Here is a 14,367-nt window from a genome sequence, read left to right on the forward strand (position 1 = left end):
CGAATCACCCACACCGATCACCCACCCAGTCCACACAACACTCACGACCCACCCCACACTCTTTCACCGACCCGTCCGGACTCTTCAATGGCCAGCCCCACGCCAGCCACGCACTCGCCTTTCGCACGCCACGCCACCGCGCACGGCGCCTGCTGATGGCGGTTGCCACATCCGCCGTCGCCGCAAATGCCGAGGCACTGCACGTTCCTGCGCCGGGCTTTGCCGAAGGCAATCCCGGCGCCGTGCTACAGGCCGCGTGTGATGCCCTGTCCGCCGGTCGCGCGCCGGTGCTCGCGCTCGTCGTCGAAACAGAAGGCTCCACCTACGCCTCGACCGGCGCGCTCGCGCTGTTCGGTGAGGGCCCGCACGTCGGCTGGATCAGCGGCGGGTGTCTGGAGCCGGAGATCGAGCGCGTTGCACTGTTGGCCGGGGATGCCGGTCGCCTCGAATGGCTGGAGATCGATACCACCGACGACGAGTCCCTGTTCTCCGGCAGCGCGGTCGGCTGCCGGGGCCGGCAGGTGCTCGCGCTGCTGCCGCTGGCCGCGATGGCGGAGGTCGAGGAGGCGATCTCGGCCTGGCTCGCCGGCGGCCAAGCGCTGGAGATCAGACTCGAACGCGGTGGCCGCATCGCCTGCCGTCTCGATGGCCGCGCGTGGTCGTGGGAATTGCCGGTCGGCGAAGCGCCGCAATCCGCATCGAAGGACTGGACGCTGACCCTGCATCGCGCCCCCGAGGCGCTGATCCTGGGCGCCGGTCCGGAAACACCAATGCTGGTCCCGATGCTGCGATCGCTGGGCTGGCGCGTGATCGTCTCGGAGCGCCGCGCGCGCTGGCGCGATGCCGCGGGGCCGCATACGGATCTGCTGGACCTCCACCCCGACGATGCCGTCGCCGCGCACCCGCATGCCGACGTCGCGCTGGTCATGCACCACGGCTTCGAGTCCGATCGCGATGCGTTGGCCGCACTGGCCGGCTCGCGCATTCCCTTCATCGGCCTGCTGGGACCGCAGCGCCGTCGCGATGATCTGTTCAAGCTGCTGCGCCCTGCAGAGCGTGAAGCGCTGGCCGATCGCCTGCATTCGCCGGTCGGCATTCCGCACTGCGGACGCGGACCGGAAGCGATCGCCCTGAGCATCGCCACCCAGCTGCAGCAGTGGCGCGGCGCCCGGAGTCGCTGAGCGCGCACGCTTCTATTAACGCCACCCGCATTCATTGACCACACCACAACACGCGGACCCGCATGCTCGTCCTGCACAAGTCCGCGTGCCCCTATCCAGCCAGCCTTTCGAGCCAGCCAGAGGAATGTCCATGTCTCCCCTCACCCGCCGGGAACTGTTGAAGGCCGGCGCCGCGTCGGCCGGCGCAGTCGCCATGCCCGCCGTCGCGCAGGCCGCCAATGCCGCCGCCACGCCTACGCCGTTGCGCCCGCCCGTCCGCCAGCGCGTCTCGCTGGAGGTCAACGGCGAAACCGTCGAGCGCGAGGTCGACACGCGCACGACGCTGCTCGATTTCCTGCGTGAGGAACTCCACCTCACCGGCACCAAGAAAGGCTGCGATCACGGCCAGTGCGGCGCCTGTACGGCGATCGTGGACGGCCGCCGCATCAACACCTGCCTGAGCCTGGCGGTGATGAACGCAGGCGCGAAGGTCACGACCATCGAAGGCCTCGGCACGCCGGACAAGCTGCATCCGATGCAGGCCGCCTTCGTGAAGCACGATGGCTTCCAGTGTGGCTACTGCACGCCCGGTCAGATCTGCTCCGCGGTCGCGGTGCTCGGCGAAATCCGCGATGGCATTCCCAGCCATGTGACCGCCGACCTCACCGCCCGCCCCGCGATCAATGGCAGCGAAATCCGCGAGCGCATGAGTGGCAACCTCTGTCGCTGCGGCGCCTACGCCAACATTCTCGACGCGATCGAAGATGTTGCCGGCACGTCGGGAGCACGCGCATGAAGGCCTTCGGATTCGAACGTACGGAATCGCCCGCGGCGGCCGCTACTGCGGCCGCGCGCACGCCCGGCACGAAGTTCATCGGCGGTGGCACCAACCTGCTCGATCTGATGAAGCTGGAGATCGAAACGCCGGCGCATCTGGTCGACGTCAACGGGCTGTCGCTCGATACGATCGAGAAGAGCGACGATGGTGGCCTGCGCATCGGCGCCGGCGTGCGCAATACCGATCTCGCGGCGGACCGCCGCGTGCGCAAGGATTACCCGCTGCTGTCGCGCGCTCTGCTCGCCGGCGCGTCCGGCCAACTGCGCAACCGCGCGACGACAGCCGGCAACCTGCTGCAGCGCACGCGCTGTCCCTATTTCTACGACACCGACCAGGCCTGCAACAAACGCCTGCCGGGCAGCGGCTGCGGCGCGATCGAAGGCTACAGCCGCCAACTCGCGGTGATCGGCGGCAGCAAGGACTGCATCGCCACGCATCCCAGCGACATGGCTGTCGCGATGCGCGCGCTCGATGCGGTCGTCGAAACCGTCAAGGCGGACGGCCAGACGCGTCGCATTCCGCTGGACGATTTCTATCTCGCACCGGGCAATACGCCGCAGCGCGAAACGGTGCTCGAAGCCGGCGAACTGATCACCGCCGTCGTGCTGCCGCCGCCGGTCGGCGGTCGTCAGATCTATCGCAAGGTCCGCGATCGCGCGTCGTACGCGTTCGCACTCGTCTCGGTCGCCGCGATCGTGCAGCGCGACGGCAGTGGTCGCCTGGTTGTCGGCGGTGTCGCGCACAAGCCCTGGCGCAGCGATGCGGCCGACGCGGAACTGCCGCGTGGCGCCAAGGCCGTGGCGGCGCGTCTGTTCGATGGCGCCGCGCCCACCGAAGACAACCGGTTCAAGCTGATCCTCGCCGAGCGCACCATCGCTGCGGCCCTGGCCGAAGCCCAGGAGGCCACGTCATGAAGTTCGACACACCCGCAGGCCAGAACCCGATCGACGCGATGCGCGTCGTCGGCCAGCCGCTCGACCGCATCGACGGCCCGCGCAAGGTCACCGGTACCGCGCACTACGCCTACGAATGGCATGACGTCACCGAGCGCGCGGCCTATGGCCACGTGATCGGCGCCGGTATCGCGAAGGGGCGTATCGCCTCGATCGACACCAGTGCTGCCGAACGCGCGCCCGGCGTGCTCGCCGTCGTCACTGCGCAGAACGCGGGCAAGCTGGGCCAGGGCCGCATGAACACCGCGAAGCTGCTCGGCGGCCCGGAAATCCAGCATTACCACCAGGCGATCGCGCTTGTCGTTGCCGAGACCTTCGAACAGGCGCGCGCGGCTGCATCGCTGGTGCGCGTGGTCTATACGCGCGGCCGCGGCCGTTTCTCGCTGGAAGCCGAGAAAGACAACGCGGTGAAGCCGCAGGGCGGCGACACGCCAGCCGATACCGCGGTCGGTGATTTCGACGCCGCATTCGCATCGGCAGAAGTCACGCTCGACGAGACCTACACCACGCCCGACCAGTCGCACGCGATGATGGAGCCGATGGCCTCGCTCGCCGAATGGGACGGCGACAAGCTCACGATCTGGACGTCCAACCAGATGATCGCCTGGGGCAAGGGCGAGGTCGCCCGTACGCTCGGCATCGCGCCGGACAAGGTGCGGCTGGTGTCGCCGTACATCGGCGGCGGCTTCGGCGGCAAGCTGTTCGTGCGCGCCGACGCGGTACTTGCCGCACTCGGCGCGAAGGCCGCCAAGCGTGCGGTCAAGGTCGCGCTGCATCGCCCGCTGATCGCCAACAACACCACCCACCGCCCCGCTACGCTGCAGCGCATCCGCATCGGTGCGACCAAGGATGGCCGCATCACCGCGATGGGCCATGAAAGCTGGTCGGGCGATCTGGAAGGTGGCGGTCCCGAGGTCGCGGTGCAGCAGACGCGGCTGCTCTACGCCGGCGAACACCGCATGAGCAAGATGCGCCTCGCGACGCTCGATCTGCCGGAAGGCAACGCGATGCGCGCGCCGGGCGAGACGCCGGGCATGATGGCGCTGGAAATCGCGATCGACGAGATCGCCGACAAGCTCGGCATGGATCCGGTCGAGTTCCGCATCCGCAACGACACCCAGGTCGATCCCGAAAAGCCCGAGCGTCCGTTCTCGCAGCGCCAGTTCGTCGAGTGCCTGCGCCAGGGCGCCGAGAAGTTCGGCTGGGATGCGCGCAAGGCACACGGCAGCGTGCGTGACGGCCGCTGGCTGGTCGGCATGGGCGTGGCTGCGGGCTTCCGCAACGCTCCGGTGATGAAGTCAGGCGCCCGCGTGCGCCTCGACGGCGATGGGCGCGTCACCGTCGAAACCGACATGACCGACATCGGCACCGGCAGCTACACGATCATCGCGCAGACCGCGGCTGAAACGCTGGGCCTGCCGATCGGGTCGATCGACGTGAAGCTGGGCGATTCCGATTTCCCCGCCTCCGCCGGTTCCGGCGGCCAGTGGGGCGCGAACAGTTCGACGGCCGGTGTCTATGCGGCCTGCATGAAGCTGCGCGAAGTCGTGGCGACCAGGCTCAAGCTTGACCCCGCGACGGCGGAGTTCGCCGACGGCAAGGTCAGCGCCGGCGGCAAGTCGGTGTCACTCGCCGATGCCGCAGGCGACGGACAGATCGTCGTCGAGGACGCGATCGAATTCGGCGATCTCGACAAGCAGAAGGTACTCAGCACCTTCGCCGCGCATTTCGCCGAAGTCGGCGTCGACGTGCACACCGGCGAGACGCGCGTGCGCCGCATGCTGTCGGTGGCCGCGGCCGGCCGCATCCTCAATCCGAAGCAGGCGCGCAGCCAGATGATCGGTGCGATGACGATGGGCGTCGGCGCAGCGCTGAGCGAGGAACTGGCCGTTGATACGACCATGGGTTTCTTCGTCAATCACGATCTTGCCGGTTACGAAGTGCCGGTGCATGCGGACATTCCGGTGCAGGAGGTCGTGTTCCTCGACGAAGCCGACGCCGACAGTTCGCCGATGAAGGCCAAGGGCGTGGGCGAGCTCGGACTGTGCGGTGTGCCTGCGGCGATCGCGAACGCGATCCACAACGCGACCGGCGTGCGGGTGCGCGAGTACCCGATCACGCTGGAGAAGGTGATCGGCGGGTTGCCGGACATCGCCTGACGCGAGCTCTGCTCTGAAGCCCCTCTCCCTTTGGGAGAGGGCTTGGGGTGAGGGGGAAAGTTCGCAGAAAACACCTCTGCCCTCACCCGACGCGCTTTGCGCGTCGACTTCTCCCAGAGGGAGAGGTGCTCAGGTTTCTGCGGAGACCGAATCGGCAGCTTCGAAGAACGCAAGATCGGGAATCACGATGCGCAACGCGCACTTCTGAAGGAAGCGCGTTCACCTTGGAATCACGCGCCCGCCAATCCACCGCCCGCATGTCCCGGCAACGCATTCTCGTCGTGCGAATCCGGATCATCGAAGGCGTCGACCTCGCTTGAAATCCCGGCCTTGGGATTGGGCGTTGGATCGCGCGGGGGCGAGTCCGGATTCTGCGGGGCGTCGTGTTGCGACACGTCTTCCTGTGGCGTCATTCCCGTGTCCTCGTTGATGGCGAAAAGACCGTACGTGCGATCCCGTGAAAACGGAATGCGCGTCCGGGACCGGCCGCGACGCCGTAGCCGCACGCCATCCCCGGCGACGCAGGGCGCCCGCCCTCACACGTAGCGCGGAATCGGCCCACGCTGTGGCGTCTGATCCGGCAGCTCCACTTCTACGTCGTCCACGAAACACCAGCCCCAGCCTTCGGGCGGGTCGTAGCCTTCGATGATCGGGTGGCCGGTCGCATGGTGATGCGCGGTGGCATGGCGATGGGGCGAATCGTCACAGCAGCCGACGTGCCCACAGGTGCGGCACAGGCGCAGATGCACCCAGGGGCTGTCGATCGCAAGGCAGTCCTCGCAGCCGCGTGCGCTCGGCACGACGGTCGCGATGGTGTCGAGGTGGGTGCAGGTGTCGGCCATCAGGCGGTCGCCTTCTCTCGGGTGTCGGAACGTGCGGCCTCGTCGGCCGCGGCCAGGTACTGGTGGATCTGCGAGACCACGGCGGCGCCCTCGCCCACCGCCGCCGCCACACGCTTCACCGATCCCGCGCGCACGTCGCCGATCGCGAACACGCCGGGGCGATCGGTCTGCAGCGAAGTCGAGCGTCCGGGCCCCGCGCCATCGGCGCCGGTGGTCACGAAGCCCGCATGGTCCAGTGCGATGCAATCGGTCAGCCAGCCGGTGTTGGGATCGGCGCCGACGAACAGGAACACATGACGCAGATCGCAGTGATGGGTCTCGCCGGAATCGCGGTCGCGATAGGTCGCGCCGACCAGTCCGCGTTCGGCGTCGCCTTCCAGCGTGATCAGCTCGGTGCGCGTGTGCAGCACCACGCTCGGCAATGCCTTGATGCGGTCGACCAGATAGCGCGACATCGAGGCTTCGAGTCCGGCGCCGCGGACGACGAGGTGCAGGGTCTTCACCTTCGGCGCGAGGAACACGACCGCCTGCCCGGCGGAATTGCCGCCGCCGATCAGCGCGACCTCCTCGCCTTCGCACAGCCGCGCTTCGACCGGCGAGGCCCAGTAGGACACGCCGCCGCCTTCGAACAGCGACAGGTTCTCGATGTCCGGTCGCCGGTAGCGCGCGCCGGACGCGATGACCACCGTCCGTGCGCGCACGACTTCGCCCGAGGTCAGATGCAGCGCGTGCGGCGCCGGCCCGCTGCCCGTGTCCGGATCGCCGCCGCAGGCCAGCGTCGCGACTTCCAGCGGAATCGCGAGTTCGGCGCCGAACTTCAGCGCCTGGTTGTAGGCACGCCCGGCGAGCGCCTGGCCGGAGATGCCGGTCGGAAAGCCGAGGTAGTTTTCGATCCGCGCCGATGCACCGGCCTGTCCGCCGATCGCGCGCTGGTCGAGCACGATCACCGAGAGCCCTTCCGAGGCTGCATACACCGCAGCCGCGAGCCCGGCCGGGCCGGCGCCAACGATCGCGACGTCGTGCAGCGCGTCGGGATCGAGTTCCGGCGTCATCCCCAGGCACGTCGCGGCCTCCGCGTTGCCGGGACGTTTGAGCACGGTGCCGTTCGGGCAGATCATCAACGGCAGATCGCCGGGCTGGATGCCGAGCCGTTCGACGATCTCCCGACCCTCGTCACTGTCGGCATCGAACAGCGTGTTCGGATACCCGTTGCGGGTGAGGAAACTCTGCAGCGCGGTCAGATGCGCATCGCCCGGCAAGCCGACCAGTACCGATCCGGCGGCGTCGCCCTCGATCAACCCCACGCGGCGCAGGATCAGCGCCCGCATCACGATCTCCCCGAGTTCCGCCGCGCCCACCACCAGCGCGCGCAGATGCGCGGCATCGATCGGCACGGCCGTGCATCCGCTCTCCGCCGCGTGCCCCGCCGCCAGCGACGCGCGTCCGGCAAGCTGGCTCACCTCACCGGTGAACTGGCCCGCGCCCTGCGTGGTGATGGGTTTCTCGTGCCCCAGTCCATCACGGCGCACGACATGGATTGCGCCTTCGAGCACCAGCCACACCGGCGCATCGCAGTCACCCACGTCGAACAGCACTTCGCCGGCCACGCAGGTCCGCGGCGGGCCGCTGGCGAAGCGACGCGCGGTCGCGATCTGGGCGGCATCCAGCACCGGGAACATCTGGTGACGACGGTCGTCGGCAAGCGCCATGGGCGGGGTCCGTGGGAGATGCCTGCATCATGCACCCGCAATGCGGCAGCGCGTCACGCCGTTGGTGGCGGACCCGGCGGTGGCCGCATTACCGGCGCGTGCACGTCCATCAGCTCGACGATCCAGTCGATGAACACCCGCAGTTTGGCGCTGACGTGCCGGTTCGGCGGAAACGCGACGTGCATCGGCATCGGATTGAGCGTCCAGTCCTCGAACAGCGTCACCAGTTCGCCGCTCGCCACGTGCGGGCCGGCCATGTACGCCGGCAGCCACAGCACGCCCATGCCCGCGAGCCCGGCCGCGAGATAGGCGTTGCCGTCGTCCAGCGCCACGACGTAACGCCCCTGCGCCTGCACACGCTCATCGCCGCGACGCATCGCGTAGGGCAACGGCTTGCCGGTACGCGCCCACAGGAAGCCGACGATGCGGTGATGCGAATCTTCCAGCTCGCGCGGATGCGCGGGCGCGCCCATACGCTCGAGGTACGCGGGCGATGCATGCACGCCCAGTCGCAGATCACCCACGTGCCGCGCGACCAGCGACTGGTCGGTGATCGTGCCGCCGCGCACCACGCAGTCCACGTTCTCGCCGATCAGGTCCACGCGCCGGTCGCTGACGCCCAGATCCAGCTGGATCTCGGGATAGCGCGCGTGGAACGCCGGCAAGGCCGGCGCCAGGATCATCCGCGCGAACGGGCTGGGCACGTCGACCCGCAGACGTCCGCGTGGCGCGCTCGTCGCATTCGACAGGCTGGTCTCGGCATCGTCCATGTCAGCCAGCAGCCGCACCACACGTTCGTAGTACGCCGCGCCATCGGCGGTCACGTTGACCTGCCGCGTCGTGCGGTTGAGCAGCTTGACCCGCAGCCGCGCCTCCAGCTGCTGCACCAGCTGCGTCACCGTGGTCCGGCTCATGTGCAGCGTGTCGGCTGCCTTGGTGAAGCTGCCCGCCTCCACCACGCGTGCGAACGCCTGCATCGCATCGAAACGGTCCATCGCCTGTCCAGCTGCGGAGATTGTCCGGATTCTACGAACAGTGCTGGCGCGCGCTGCGTGTTTATCGCGCCGACCCGCGTCCGCAGACTGGGGGCATCGCACTCGCAGGAGAGTTCCATGACAACGCGTGACGCTGTTTTCCCCGCCGGTCGCCATGCCCTGTACGACAAGCACCGCTATTCGCCGGCCATCCGCTCCGATGGGTTTCTGTTCGTCGCCGGCCAGGTCGGCAGCCGCGAAGACGGCTCGCCGGAGCCGGAGTTCGCGCAGCAGGTGCGCCGCGCGTTCGAGAATCTCAACGCCGTGCTCGCTGCGGCCGGCGCCACGTTCGACGACGTCGTCGACGTGACGTTCTTCATCGTCGATCCCGCGAACCGTTTCGAGCGCGCGTGGGAGATCGTGCCCGAGTACTGGGGACAGGCACCGTTTCCGACCGCGACGGTGGTGGGCGTGACCTGGCTGGCGGGCTTCGACTTCGAGATCAAGGTGATTGCGAAGTTGCCGGGGCGTGCTGCTGGCTGAGGGGCGTGAGGGTACGGAGGCCCCGCCTGGGTCGCCGTCACCCACGTCGTTCGTCCTGGCGAAGCCCGAAGACGGGCATGCGCAACGCGTCGTGCGCTCCGCGTCGCACGTCGAAACAACAAAGGGCCCTTTCGGGCCCTTTGTCATCCACCAGTGACGAGTGCAGTCAGCCCGCAGGCGGCGTCGCACCCGTCTGAGCCGGCGCGGCTGCAGGCGCCGGTGCAGCGTCCGGCGTTGCGGCCGGTTGTGCAGGCGGTTGTGCAGCCGCAGCGGGCATGCCCGGCGCGCCCCCCGTCGGGGTGATGCGCCAGATGGTGTTGGCCAGATCGTCAGCCACCAGCAATGCGCCCCGCGGATCGACGGTCACGCCGACCGGGCGGCCACGCGCCTTGCCGTCTTCACCGAGGAAGCCGGTGGCGAAATCGATCATCTCGCCCGACGGCTTGCCGTCGCGGAACGGGACGAACGAGACCTTGTAGCCCACCGGCGGATTTCGGTTCCAGCTGCCGTGCTGTCCGACGAACACACCGTTGGCGAACTGTTCGCCCATCGTCGGCGTCGAGAACGCGACGCCGAGTGCGGCGACGTGCGAGCCCAGCGCGAAGTCCGGCGCGATCGCCGAGGCGACCTTCTCCGGCTTCTGCGGACGCACGCGCTCGTCGACGTTCTGGCCCCAGTAGCTGTAGGGCCAGCCGTAGAAGCCGCCCGGCCGCACGCTGGTCAGATAGTCGGGCACCAGTTCGTCGCCGATCTCGTCGCGCTCGTTGACCACCGCCCACAGCTGGTCCATGCCCGGCTGCATCGCCAGCGCGGTCGGATTGCGCAGGCCGGTCGCGAACACGCGGTGGAAACCGGTCGCCGCTTCCACCTGCCAAACCATCGCGCGGTTCTCTTCGACGGCCAGCCCGCGCTCGGTGATGTTGCTGTCCGAACCGATACCAACGAACAGGTAACGGCCATCGGCACTGATCGTCAGCGACTTGGTCCAATGGTGGTTGATCGCCGCCGGCAGTCTGGTGATCTCCTCCGGCGCACCGGCCGCGTTGACCGCGCCCGCCGTGTACGGGAAGCGCAGCAGGGCGTCCTGCGTGGCGACGTAGATAGAGTCGTTGCCGAACGCCAGGCCGTAAGGCGCGTCGAGATTATCGGCGAACACCGAACGGTTCTCGTAGGCGCCGTCACCATCGGCGTCGCGCAGCAGGGTCAGACGGTTGCCGCTGTCGACCTGCGTGTTGCCACGGGCCTTGATCATGCCGGCGATGATGTCCTTCGGCGTGAGCTTCGGCGCGCGGCCGCCGCGGCCTTCGGCGACGAGGATGTCGCCGTTGGGCAGCACCAGCATCTGGCGCGGGATCTGCAGGTTGTCGGCGATCGGCGCGATCTCGTAGCCCTCCGGCACGGTCGGCAGCTGATCGCCCCACTCGGCCGGCAGCGAGATCTTCAGCGTCGGGAACAGACCACGCTGCGGCTTCGGCAACTCCGGCGACGGGCCGACATAGGTCTCGTCCGGCGTACCGCCGCAGGCCACGAGCGCGAGTGCAAGCGCAGGCACCAGAGCGCGCGTCAGCAGCGCGGACGTCGAGCGCTTCGAGTGAAGACGGTTCATGGCAGCACCTCCCGGCGACGCAGAGTGCCGCCGAGCGCGAACCACAGGCTCGCCCCGATCGACAGCACGCACAGCACCGACCACACCAGCGCCTGCGGCATCTTCTGCCAGGCATCCATGGCGTGGATCAGCGAATTGAGAAAGCCGAGCACGCAGGTCAGTGCCAGCAGGCCGACGTAGATGAAGCGGGTGCGGGTGCGCGCGGTCGGCGTGATCAGCGACACCAATGCCCAGACCAGCGCGATGACCGCGAACACCATCGCGCCAACCAGCAGCCAGGACGCGAAGTTGGTCCACTGGATCTCGTAGGTCCGCGCATACGCGATGTCGGCGAACAAGGCGCCGAGGAAAAGAGGGAATGCACTGCTGACCAGCAGCAGGTGCAACGGGTTCAGCGGCCGGTACGGCTGCGTCACGACTACGGGGGGTGTCTGCATGGGAAGTCTCATCGTCGGCGGGGCCGCGTCACGCCAGGCGATCCGCGGTGCGCCGGAGACAGTCGTACATCCGAGCGCAAGGCGTAGTGAATGCGTCGGATTGGCGGCGGGCGTTGGCTTGCGCGGTGCAGACTCGGGTAGAAGCAACGCGTCAGTGTCCGGAGATCGATCCCTGCACGTTGATGAGCGCGCTGCGGCTTTTCTTCGCTGCACCATCTGCAGGCGCCCTCACCCCAACCCCTCTTCCGGAGGGAGAGGGGCTCTCGAAGACGAGCGCGCAAACAGGGTGCGGCACTTCGCAACGCCGGACATCAACGAACAATCAGAGCGCATCACCCCGCTTCTATCCCCTCTCCCTCCGGGAGAGGGGTTGGGGTGAGGGCAGCCCCTCGCGCCCATGTCCGAAACAGGCACTGCAGCAACTCAAAGCTTCTCAGATCGCCTGCCCGCCCGACACCTCGATCCGCTGCGCATTGACCCAGCGGTTCGCATCTCCGAGCAGCGCCGCGATCATCGGTCCGATGTCGTCCGCCACACCCACGCGGCCGAGCGCGGTGATGTCCGCCAAGTGCGCATTGATCTGCGCGTTGTCACGCACCGCGCCACCGCCGAAGTCCGTCTCGATCGCACCCGGCGCGACCGTGTTCACCGCGATGCCGCGGGCGCCGAACTCTTTGGCCATGTAGAGGCTCAAGGTCTCCACCGCCGCCTTCGTTGCCGCATACGCCGCGTAACCCGGATACGCGAAGCGCGTGAGTCCGGTGGAGATGTTGACGATGCGCCCGCCGTCATGGATCAGCGGCAGCAGCGCCTGGGTCAGGAAGAACACGCCCTTGAAGTGCACGTCCACCAGCCGGTCGAACTGGGCGACGGTGGTCTCGGCGATCGGTGCGGTGTCGCCGTGGCCGGCGTTGTTGACGAGGTGATCGAAGGTCTCGCGTTGCCAGGTCGCGTGCAGCGCGGCACGCAGCTGCTCGACGAACGCGGGAAACGCCTCGACATCGCCGGTATCGAGCTGCAGCGCCGCCGCCTTCCGGCCCAGCGCTTCGATCTCGGCGACGACCGCCTGCGCTTCTCCGGCGTTGTTGCGGTAGGTCAACACGACATCGCCGCCACCGTGGGCGACGGCGAGCGCGGTGTTGCGGCCGAGGCCGCGGCTGGCGCCGGTGATCAGGGCAATCCGGGGCATGGGAACTCCTCTGGGACGATGGGAAAGTCGATGCACAGCGTGCGCCCGGCCCCGCCCGGCGCGTTGCCGGAATCTCCACGAAGCTTGCCCATTCCTGCCGCGCGCCACCCGCACGATGCGCGCGGACGCTACGATCCTGCCATGTCCACCTTGCCCGAAGCTGTCCGCCGCCACGCCGACGCCCACGCCGGCAGTGACGGGCTCGCACCTTCGCCCATCCCCGGCCTGATGGCCGTGCGCGCGCTCGCGCCCAGCGACCTGATGCACGACGTGCACCGCCCACTGCTGTGCCTGGTGCAGCAGGGCAGTAAACGCGTCACTTTCGGTACCCGCGCGTTCGAGTTTTCGGCCGGTCACTCGCTGCTGATCACCGCGGACATTCCCACCGTCAGCCAGATCACACGCGCCAGTGCCGCGTCGCCGTACTACTCGCTGGTGCTGGCGCTCGACCCCGCGGTGATCGCCGATCTCGTCGCACAGATGGGGCCGCCGCCAGCGGGCGATCCCGGTCCCGTGCGTGTGCATCCCACCGAACCCGAGGTGGCCGATGCCGCCCTGCGCCTGCTGCAGTTGCTCGAGCAGCCGGACGCCCTGCCCGTGCTGCAGGCCCAACGCATCCGCGAGTTGCACTACTGGCTGCTCGCCGGCCGCCATGGCCACGCGATCCGGCGCCTCGGCTGGCCCGACGGCCACGTGCAACGCATCGCGCGCGCGGTGACCGTGTTGCGGCGCGACTACACCCGGCCGGTGCCCGTCGACCTGCTCGCTAGCGAAGCCGGCATGAGCGCGTCTGCGTTCCATCGCCATTTCAAATCGATCACCTCGCTGTCGCCGCTGCAGTTCCAGAAGCGCCTGCGCCTGATCGAAGCGCGTCGGCTGATGCAGTCGCAAGGTATGGCCGCGAGCAGCGCAGCCTACGCCGTGGGCTACGAGAGCGTGCCGCAGTTCACCCGCGAGTACGGCCGCATGTTCGGCCGGCCGCCTGTCGCGGATACACGCGCCGCAATCGCCTGACGCGACGCCGCACCTCACCGCATCACCAGTTCGAACGCGCGCCGTGGCCGCATGCTTCACCGCCGCCTGCGTATAGCTGGACGCTCTCCCGAACGGACGCGCCCACATGGCCGACGCCTCTCCCGCCATCGCCCCGCCCGAAAACATCGTCAGTGCGATGTCCGATGCCTGCGTCGAGAAAGCGACCCTGCCCACAGGCAGGATGATCGGCCTCGCCATGCTCGCCGGCGCCTACATCGGCTTCGGCAGTCTCATCGCCGTGCTCATCGGCGCGGGTGCTGGCGACCTGCCTTACGGCCTGACCCAGATCGCCGTCGGCCTCGGCTTCGCCCTCGGCCTGATCCTCGTGCTGCTTGCGGGCGCGGAACTGTTCACGGGCAACACGCTGATGATCCTGCCGCTCGCACAGCGCCGCATTGGTCCAGGCCAGCTGCTGCGTGCCTGGAGTCTCGTGTGGCTCGCCAACCTCGTCGGCGCCCTGCTGCTGGTGCAGCTCGCCATCGGCGCCGGCCTGCATCTCGCGGGTGAGAGTGCATTCGCCGGTTCCGCGATCGAACTCGCGGCGGACAAGGCTTCGAAATCCGCCGGCAGCCTGGTCGCCAGCGGCATCCTCGCCAACATGCTGGTATGCCTCGCCGTCTGGATGGCTGCCGGCGCGAAATCCGCGGTCGACAAGATCGCCGTCATCGTGCCGCCCGTCGCCGCCTTCGTCGCACTGGGCCTGGAGCATTCGATCGCGAACATGTCGCTGCTGCCGCTGGGCCTGCTGGCGCAGGCGACGACGGGTGCCGAACTGCCGGCAGGCCTGTCGTGGGGCGCGGCCGGCGCCAATCTGGTGTGGTCGACGCTGGGAAACATCATCGGCGGCGGCGGAATCGGACTCGCGTACTGGGCGATCTATCTGCGCAAGAAGGCATAACGCGTTCCGGCAATGCGAATGGTG

Annotated in this window: 14 protein-coding genes; 7 read left to right on the forward strand and 7 right to left on the reverse strand. The window is 68.4% G+C overall.

The annotated features are described in order from the left end of the window. The first annotated feature begins 155 nt into the window (after positions 1-155). From AC3A5T_RS12810 to paoC, 4 genes are all read left to right on the forward strand, one after another. Entirely contained in the window at positions 156-1,181 is a 1,026-nt protein-coding gene (locus AC3A5T_RS12810; RefSeq protein ID WP_487628900.1) for an XdhC family protein, read from the forward strand. A 130-nt stretch (positions 1,182-1,311) separates the two neighbouring features. After that, positions 1,312-1,956, forward strand: coding sequence for an aldehyde dehydrogenase iron-sulfur subunit PaoA (gene paoA / locus AC3A5T_RS12815; protein ID WP_487628980.1), 645 nt, complete (start codon positions 1,312-1,314; stop codon positions 1,954-1,956). Continuing rightward, entirely contained in the window at positions 1,953-2,912 is a 960-nt protein-coding gene (locus tag AC3A5T_RS12820; RefSeq protein WP_487628901.1) for an FAD binding domain-containing protein, read from the forward strand. The genes paoA and AC3A5T_RS12820 overlap by 4 nt, the downstream gene beginning before the upstream one ends. Further along, positions 2,909-5,110, forward strand: coding sequence for an aldehyde oxidoreductase molybdenum-binding subunit PaoC (paoC, locus tag AC3A5T_RS12825; protein WP_487628902.1), 2,202 nt, complete (start codon positions 2,909-2,911; stop codon positions 5,108-5,110). The genes AC3A5T_RS12820 and paoC overlap by 4 nt, the downstream gene beginning before the upstream one ends. Before the next feature lie 230 nt (positions 5,111-5,340). On the opposite strand, the gene AC3A5T_RS12830 is transcribed toward paoC, so the two are convergent. From AC3A5T_RS12830 to AC3A5T_RS12845, 4 genes are all read right to left on the reverse strand, one after another. After that, positions 5,341-5,523, reverse strand: a complete 183-nt coding sequence (locus tag AC3A5T_RS12830) for a hypothetical protein (RefSeq protein WP_487628903.1) — start codon at positions 5,521-5,523, stop codon at positions 5,341-5,343. Between the two features lie 123 nt (positions 5,524-5,646). Beyond that, positions 5,647-5,952 carry a UBP-type zinc finger domain-containing protein gene (locus tag AC3A5T_RS12835; protein ID WP_487628904.1) on the reverse strand — a complete coding sequence of 102 codons (306 nt, stop codon included), beginning with the start codon at positions 5,950-5,952 and terminating at the stop codon, positions 5,647-5,649. Beyond that, a complete protein-coding gene (locus AC3A5T_RS12840) occupies positions 5,952-7,661 on the reverse strand; it encodes an FAD-dependent oxidoreductase (RefSeq protein WP_487628905.1) in 1,710 nt (569 codons plus the stop codon). Before AC3A5T_RS12840 ends, AC3A5T_RS12835 begins: the two co-directional genes overlap by 1 nt. A 53-nt stretch (positions 7,662-7,714) precedes the next feature. Continuing rightward, the gene (locus tag AC3A5T_RS12845) at positions 7,715-8,656 is read right to left on the reverse strand and encodes a LysR family transcriptional regulator (RefSeq protein ID WP_487628906.1); all 942 of its coding nucleotides are present in this window, start codon (positions 8,654-8,656) and stop codon (positions 7,715-7,717) included. 117 nt (positions 8,657-8,773) lie between these two features. On the opposite strand from AC3A5T_RS12845, the gene AC3A5T_RS12850 reads away from it, so the two are divergent. After that, on the forward strand, positions 8,774-9,178 hold the full coding sequence (locus AC3A5T_RS12850; RefSeq protein ID WP_487628907.1) for a RidA family protein: 405 nt from the start codon (positions 8,774-8,776) through the stop codon (positions 9,176-9,178). 166 nt (positions 9,179-9,344) lie between these two features. Here the strand turns inward: AC3A5T_RS12850 and AC3A5T_RS12855 are convergent, their stop codons facing one another. The 3 genes from AC3A5T_RS12855 to AC3A5T_RS12865 all read right to left on the reverse strand — a co-directional run bounded on the left by AC3A5T_RS12855 (position 9,345) and on the right by AC3A5T_RS12865 (position 12,410). Further along, positions 9,345-10,784, reverse strand: a complete 1,440-nt coding sequence (locus AC3A5T_RS12855; RefSeq protein ID WP_487628908.1) for a PQQ-dependent sugar dehydrogenase — start codon at positions 10,782-10,784, stop codon at positions 9,345-9,347. Then, positions 10,781-11,221, reverse strand: a complete 441-nt coding sequence (locus tag AC3A5T_RS12860) for a DUF2231 domain-containing protein (RefSeq protein ID WP_487628909.1) — start codon at positions 11,219-11,221, stop codon at positions 10,781-10,783. Before AC3A5T_RS12860 ends, AC3A5T_RS12855 begins: the two co-directional genes overlap by 4 nt. A gap of 433 nt (positions 11,222-11,654) precedes the next feature. Next, a complete protein-coding gene (locus AC3A5T_RS12865) occupies positions 11,655-12,410 on the reverse strand; it encodes an SDR family NAD(P)-dependent oxidoreductase (protein WP_487628910.1) in 756 nt (251 codons plus the stop codon). 141 nt (positions 12,411-12,551) lie between these two features. Here AC3A5T_RS12865 and AC3A5T_RS12870 point away from each other — a divergent pair, with 141 nt between their 5' ends. Together AC3A5T_RS12870 and AC3A5T_RS12875 are read left to right on the forward strand one after the other, a co-directional pair. Next, positions 12,552-13,424, forward strand: coding sequence for an AraC family transcriptional regulator (locus AC3A5T_RS12870; RefSeq protein ID WP_487628911.1), 873 nt, complete (start codon positions 12,552-12,554; stop codon positions 13,422-13,424). Positions 13,425-13,530: 106 nt separating this feature from the next. After that, positions 13,531-14,343, forward strand: a complete 813-nt coding sequence (locus AC3A5T_RS12875) for a formate/nitrite transporter family protein (RefSeq protein WP_487628912.1) — start codon at positions 13,531-13,533, stop codon at positions 14,341-14,343. Positions 14,344-14,367: the final 24 nt, after the last annotated feature.

The organism is Luteimonas sp. Soil_C_16 (assembly GCF_057657295.1).

Bases quoted from the DNA above. Each gene is read 5' to 3' on its own strand.
- AC3A5T_RS12810 (WP_487628900.1), top strand. From the start codon at position 156: ATGGCGGTTGCCACATCCGCCGTCGCCGCAAATGCCGAGGCACTGCAC.
- paoA (WP_487628980.1), top strand. From the start codon at position 1,312: ATGTCTCCCCTCACCCGCCGGGAACTGTTGAAGGCCGGCGCCGCGTCG.
- AC3A5T_RS12820 (WP_487628901.1), top strand. From the start codon at position 1,953: ATGAAGGCCTTCGGATTCGAACGTACGGAATCGCCCGCGGCGGCCGCT.
- paoC (WP_487628902.1), top strand. From the start codon at position 2,909: ATGAAGTTCGACACACCCGCAGGCCAGAACCCGATCGACGCGATGCGC.
- AC3A5T_RS12830 (WP_487628903.1), bottom strand. From the start codon at position 5,523: ATGACGCCACAGGAAGACGTGTCGCAACACGACGCCCCGCAGAATCCG.
- AC3A5T_RS12835 (WP_487628904.1), bottom strand. From the start codon at position 5,952: ATGGCCGACACCTGCACCCACCTCGACACCATCGCGACCGTCGTGCCG.
- AC3A5T_RS12840 (WP_487628905.1), bottom strand. From the start codon at position 7,661: ATGGCGCTTGCCGACGACCGTCGTCACCAGATGTTCCCGGTGCTGGAT.
- AC3A5T_RS12845 (WP_487628906.1), bottom strand. From the start codon at position 8,656: ATGGACCGTTTCGATGCGATGCAGGCGTTCGCACGCGTGGTGGAGGCG.
- AC3A5T_RS12850 (WP_487628907.1), top strand. From the start codon at position 8,774: ATGACAACGCGTGACGCTGTTTTCCCCGCCGGTCGCCATGCCCTGTAC.
- AC3A5T_RS12855 (WP_487628908.1), bottom strand. From the start codon at position 10,784: ATGAACCGTCTTCACTCGAAGCGCTCGACGTCCGCGCTGCTGACGCGC.
- AC3A5T_RS12860 (WP_487628909.1), bottom strand. From the start codon at position 11,221: ATGCAGACACCCCCCGTAGTCGTGACGCAGCCGTACCGGCCGCTGAAC.
- AC3A5T_RS12865 (WP_487628910.1), bottom strand. From the start codon at position 12,410: ATGCCCCGGATTGCCCTGATCACCGGCGCCAGCCGCGGCCTCGGCCGC.
- AC3A5T_RS12870 (WP_487628911.1), top strand. From the start codon at position 12,552: ATGTCCACCTTGCCCGAAGCTGTCCGCCGCCACGCCGACGCCCACGCC.
- AC3A5T_RS12875 (WP_487628912.1), top strand. From the start codon at position 13,531: ATGGCCGACGCCTCTCCCGCCATCGCCCCGCCCGAAAACATCGTCAGT.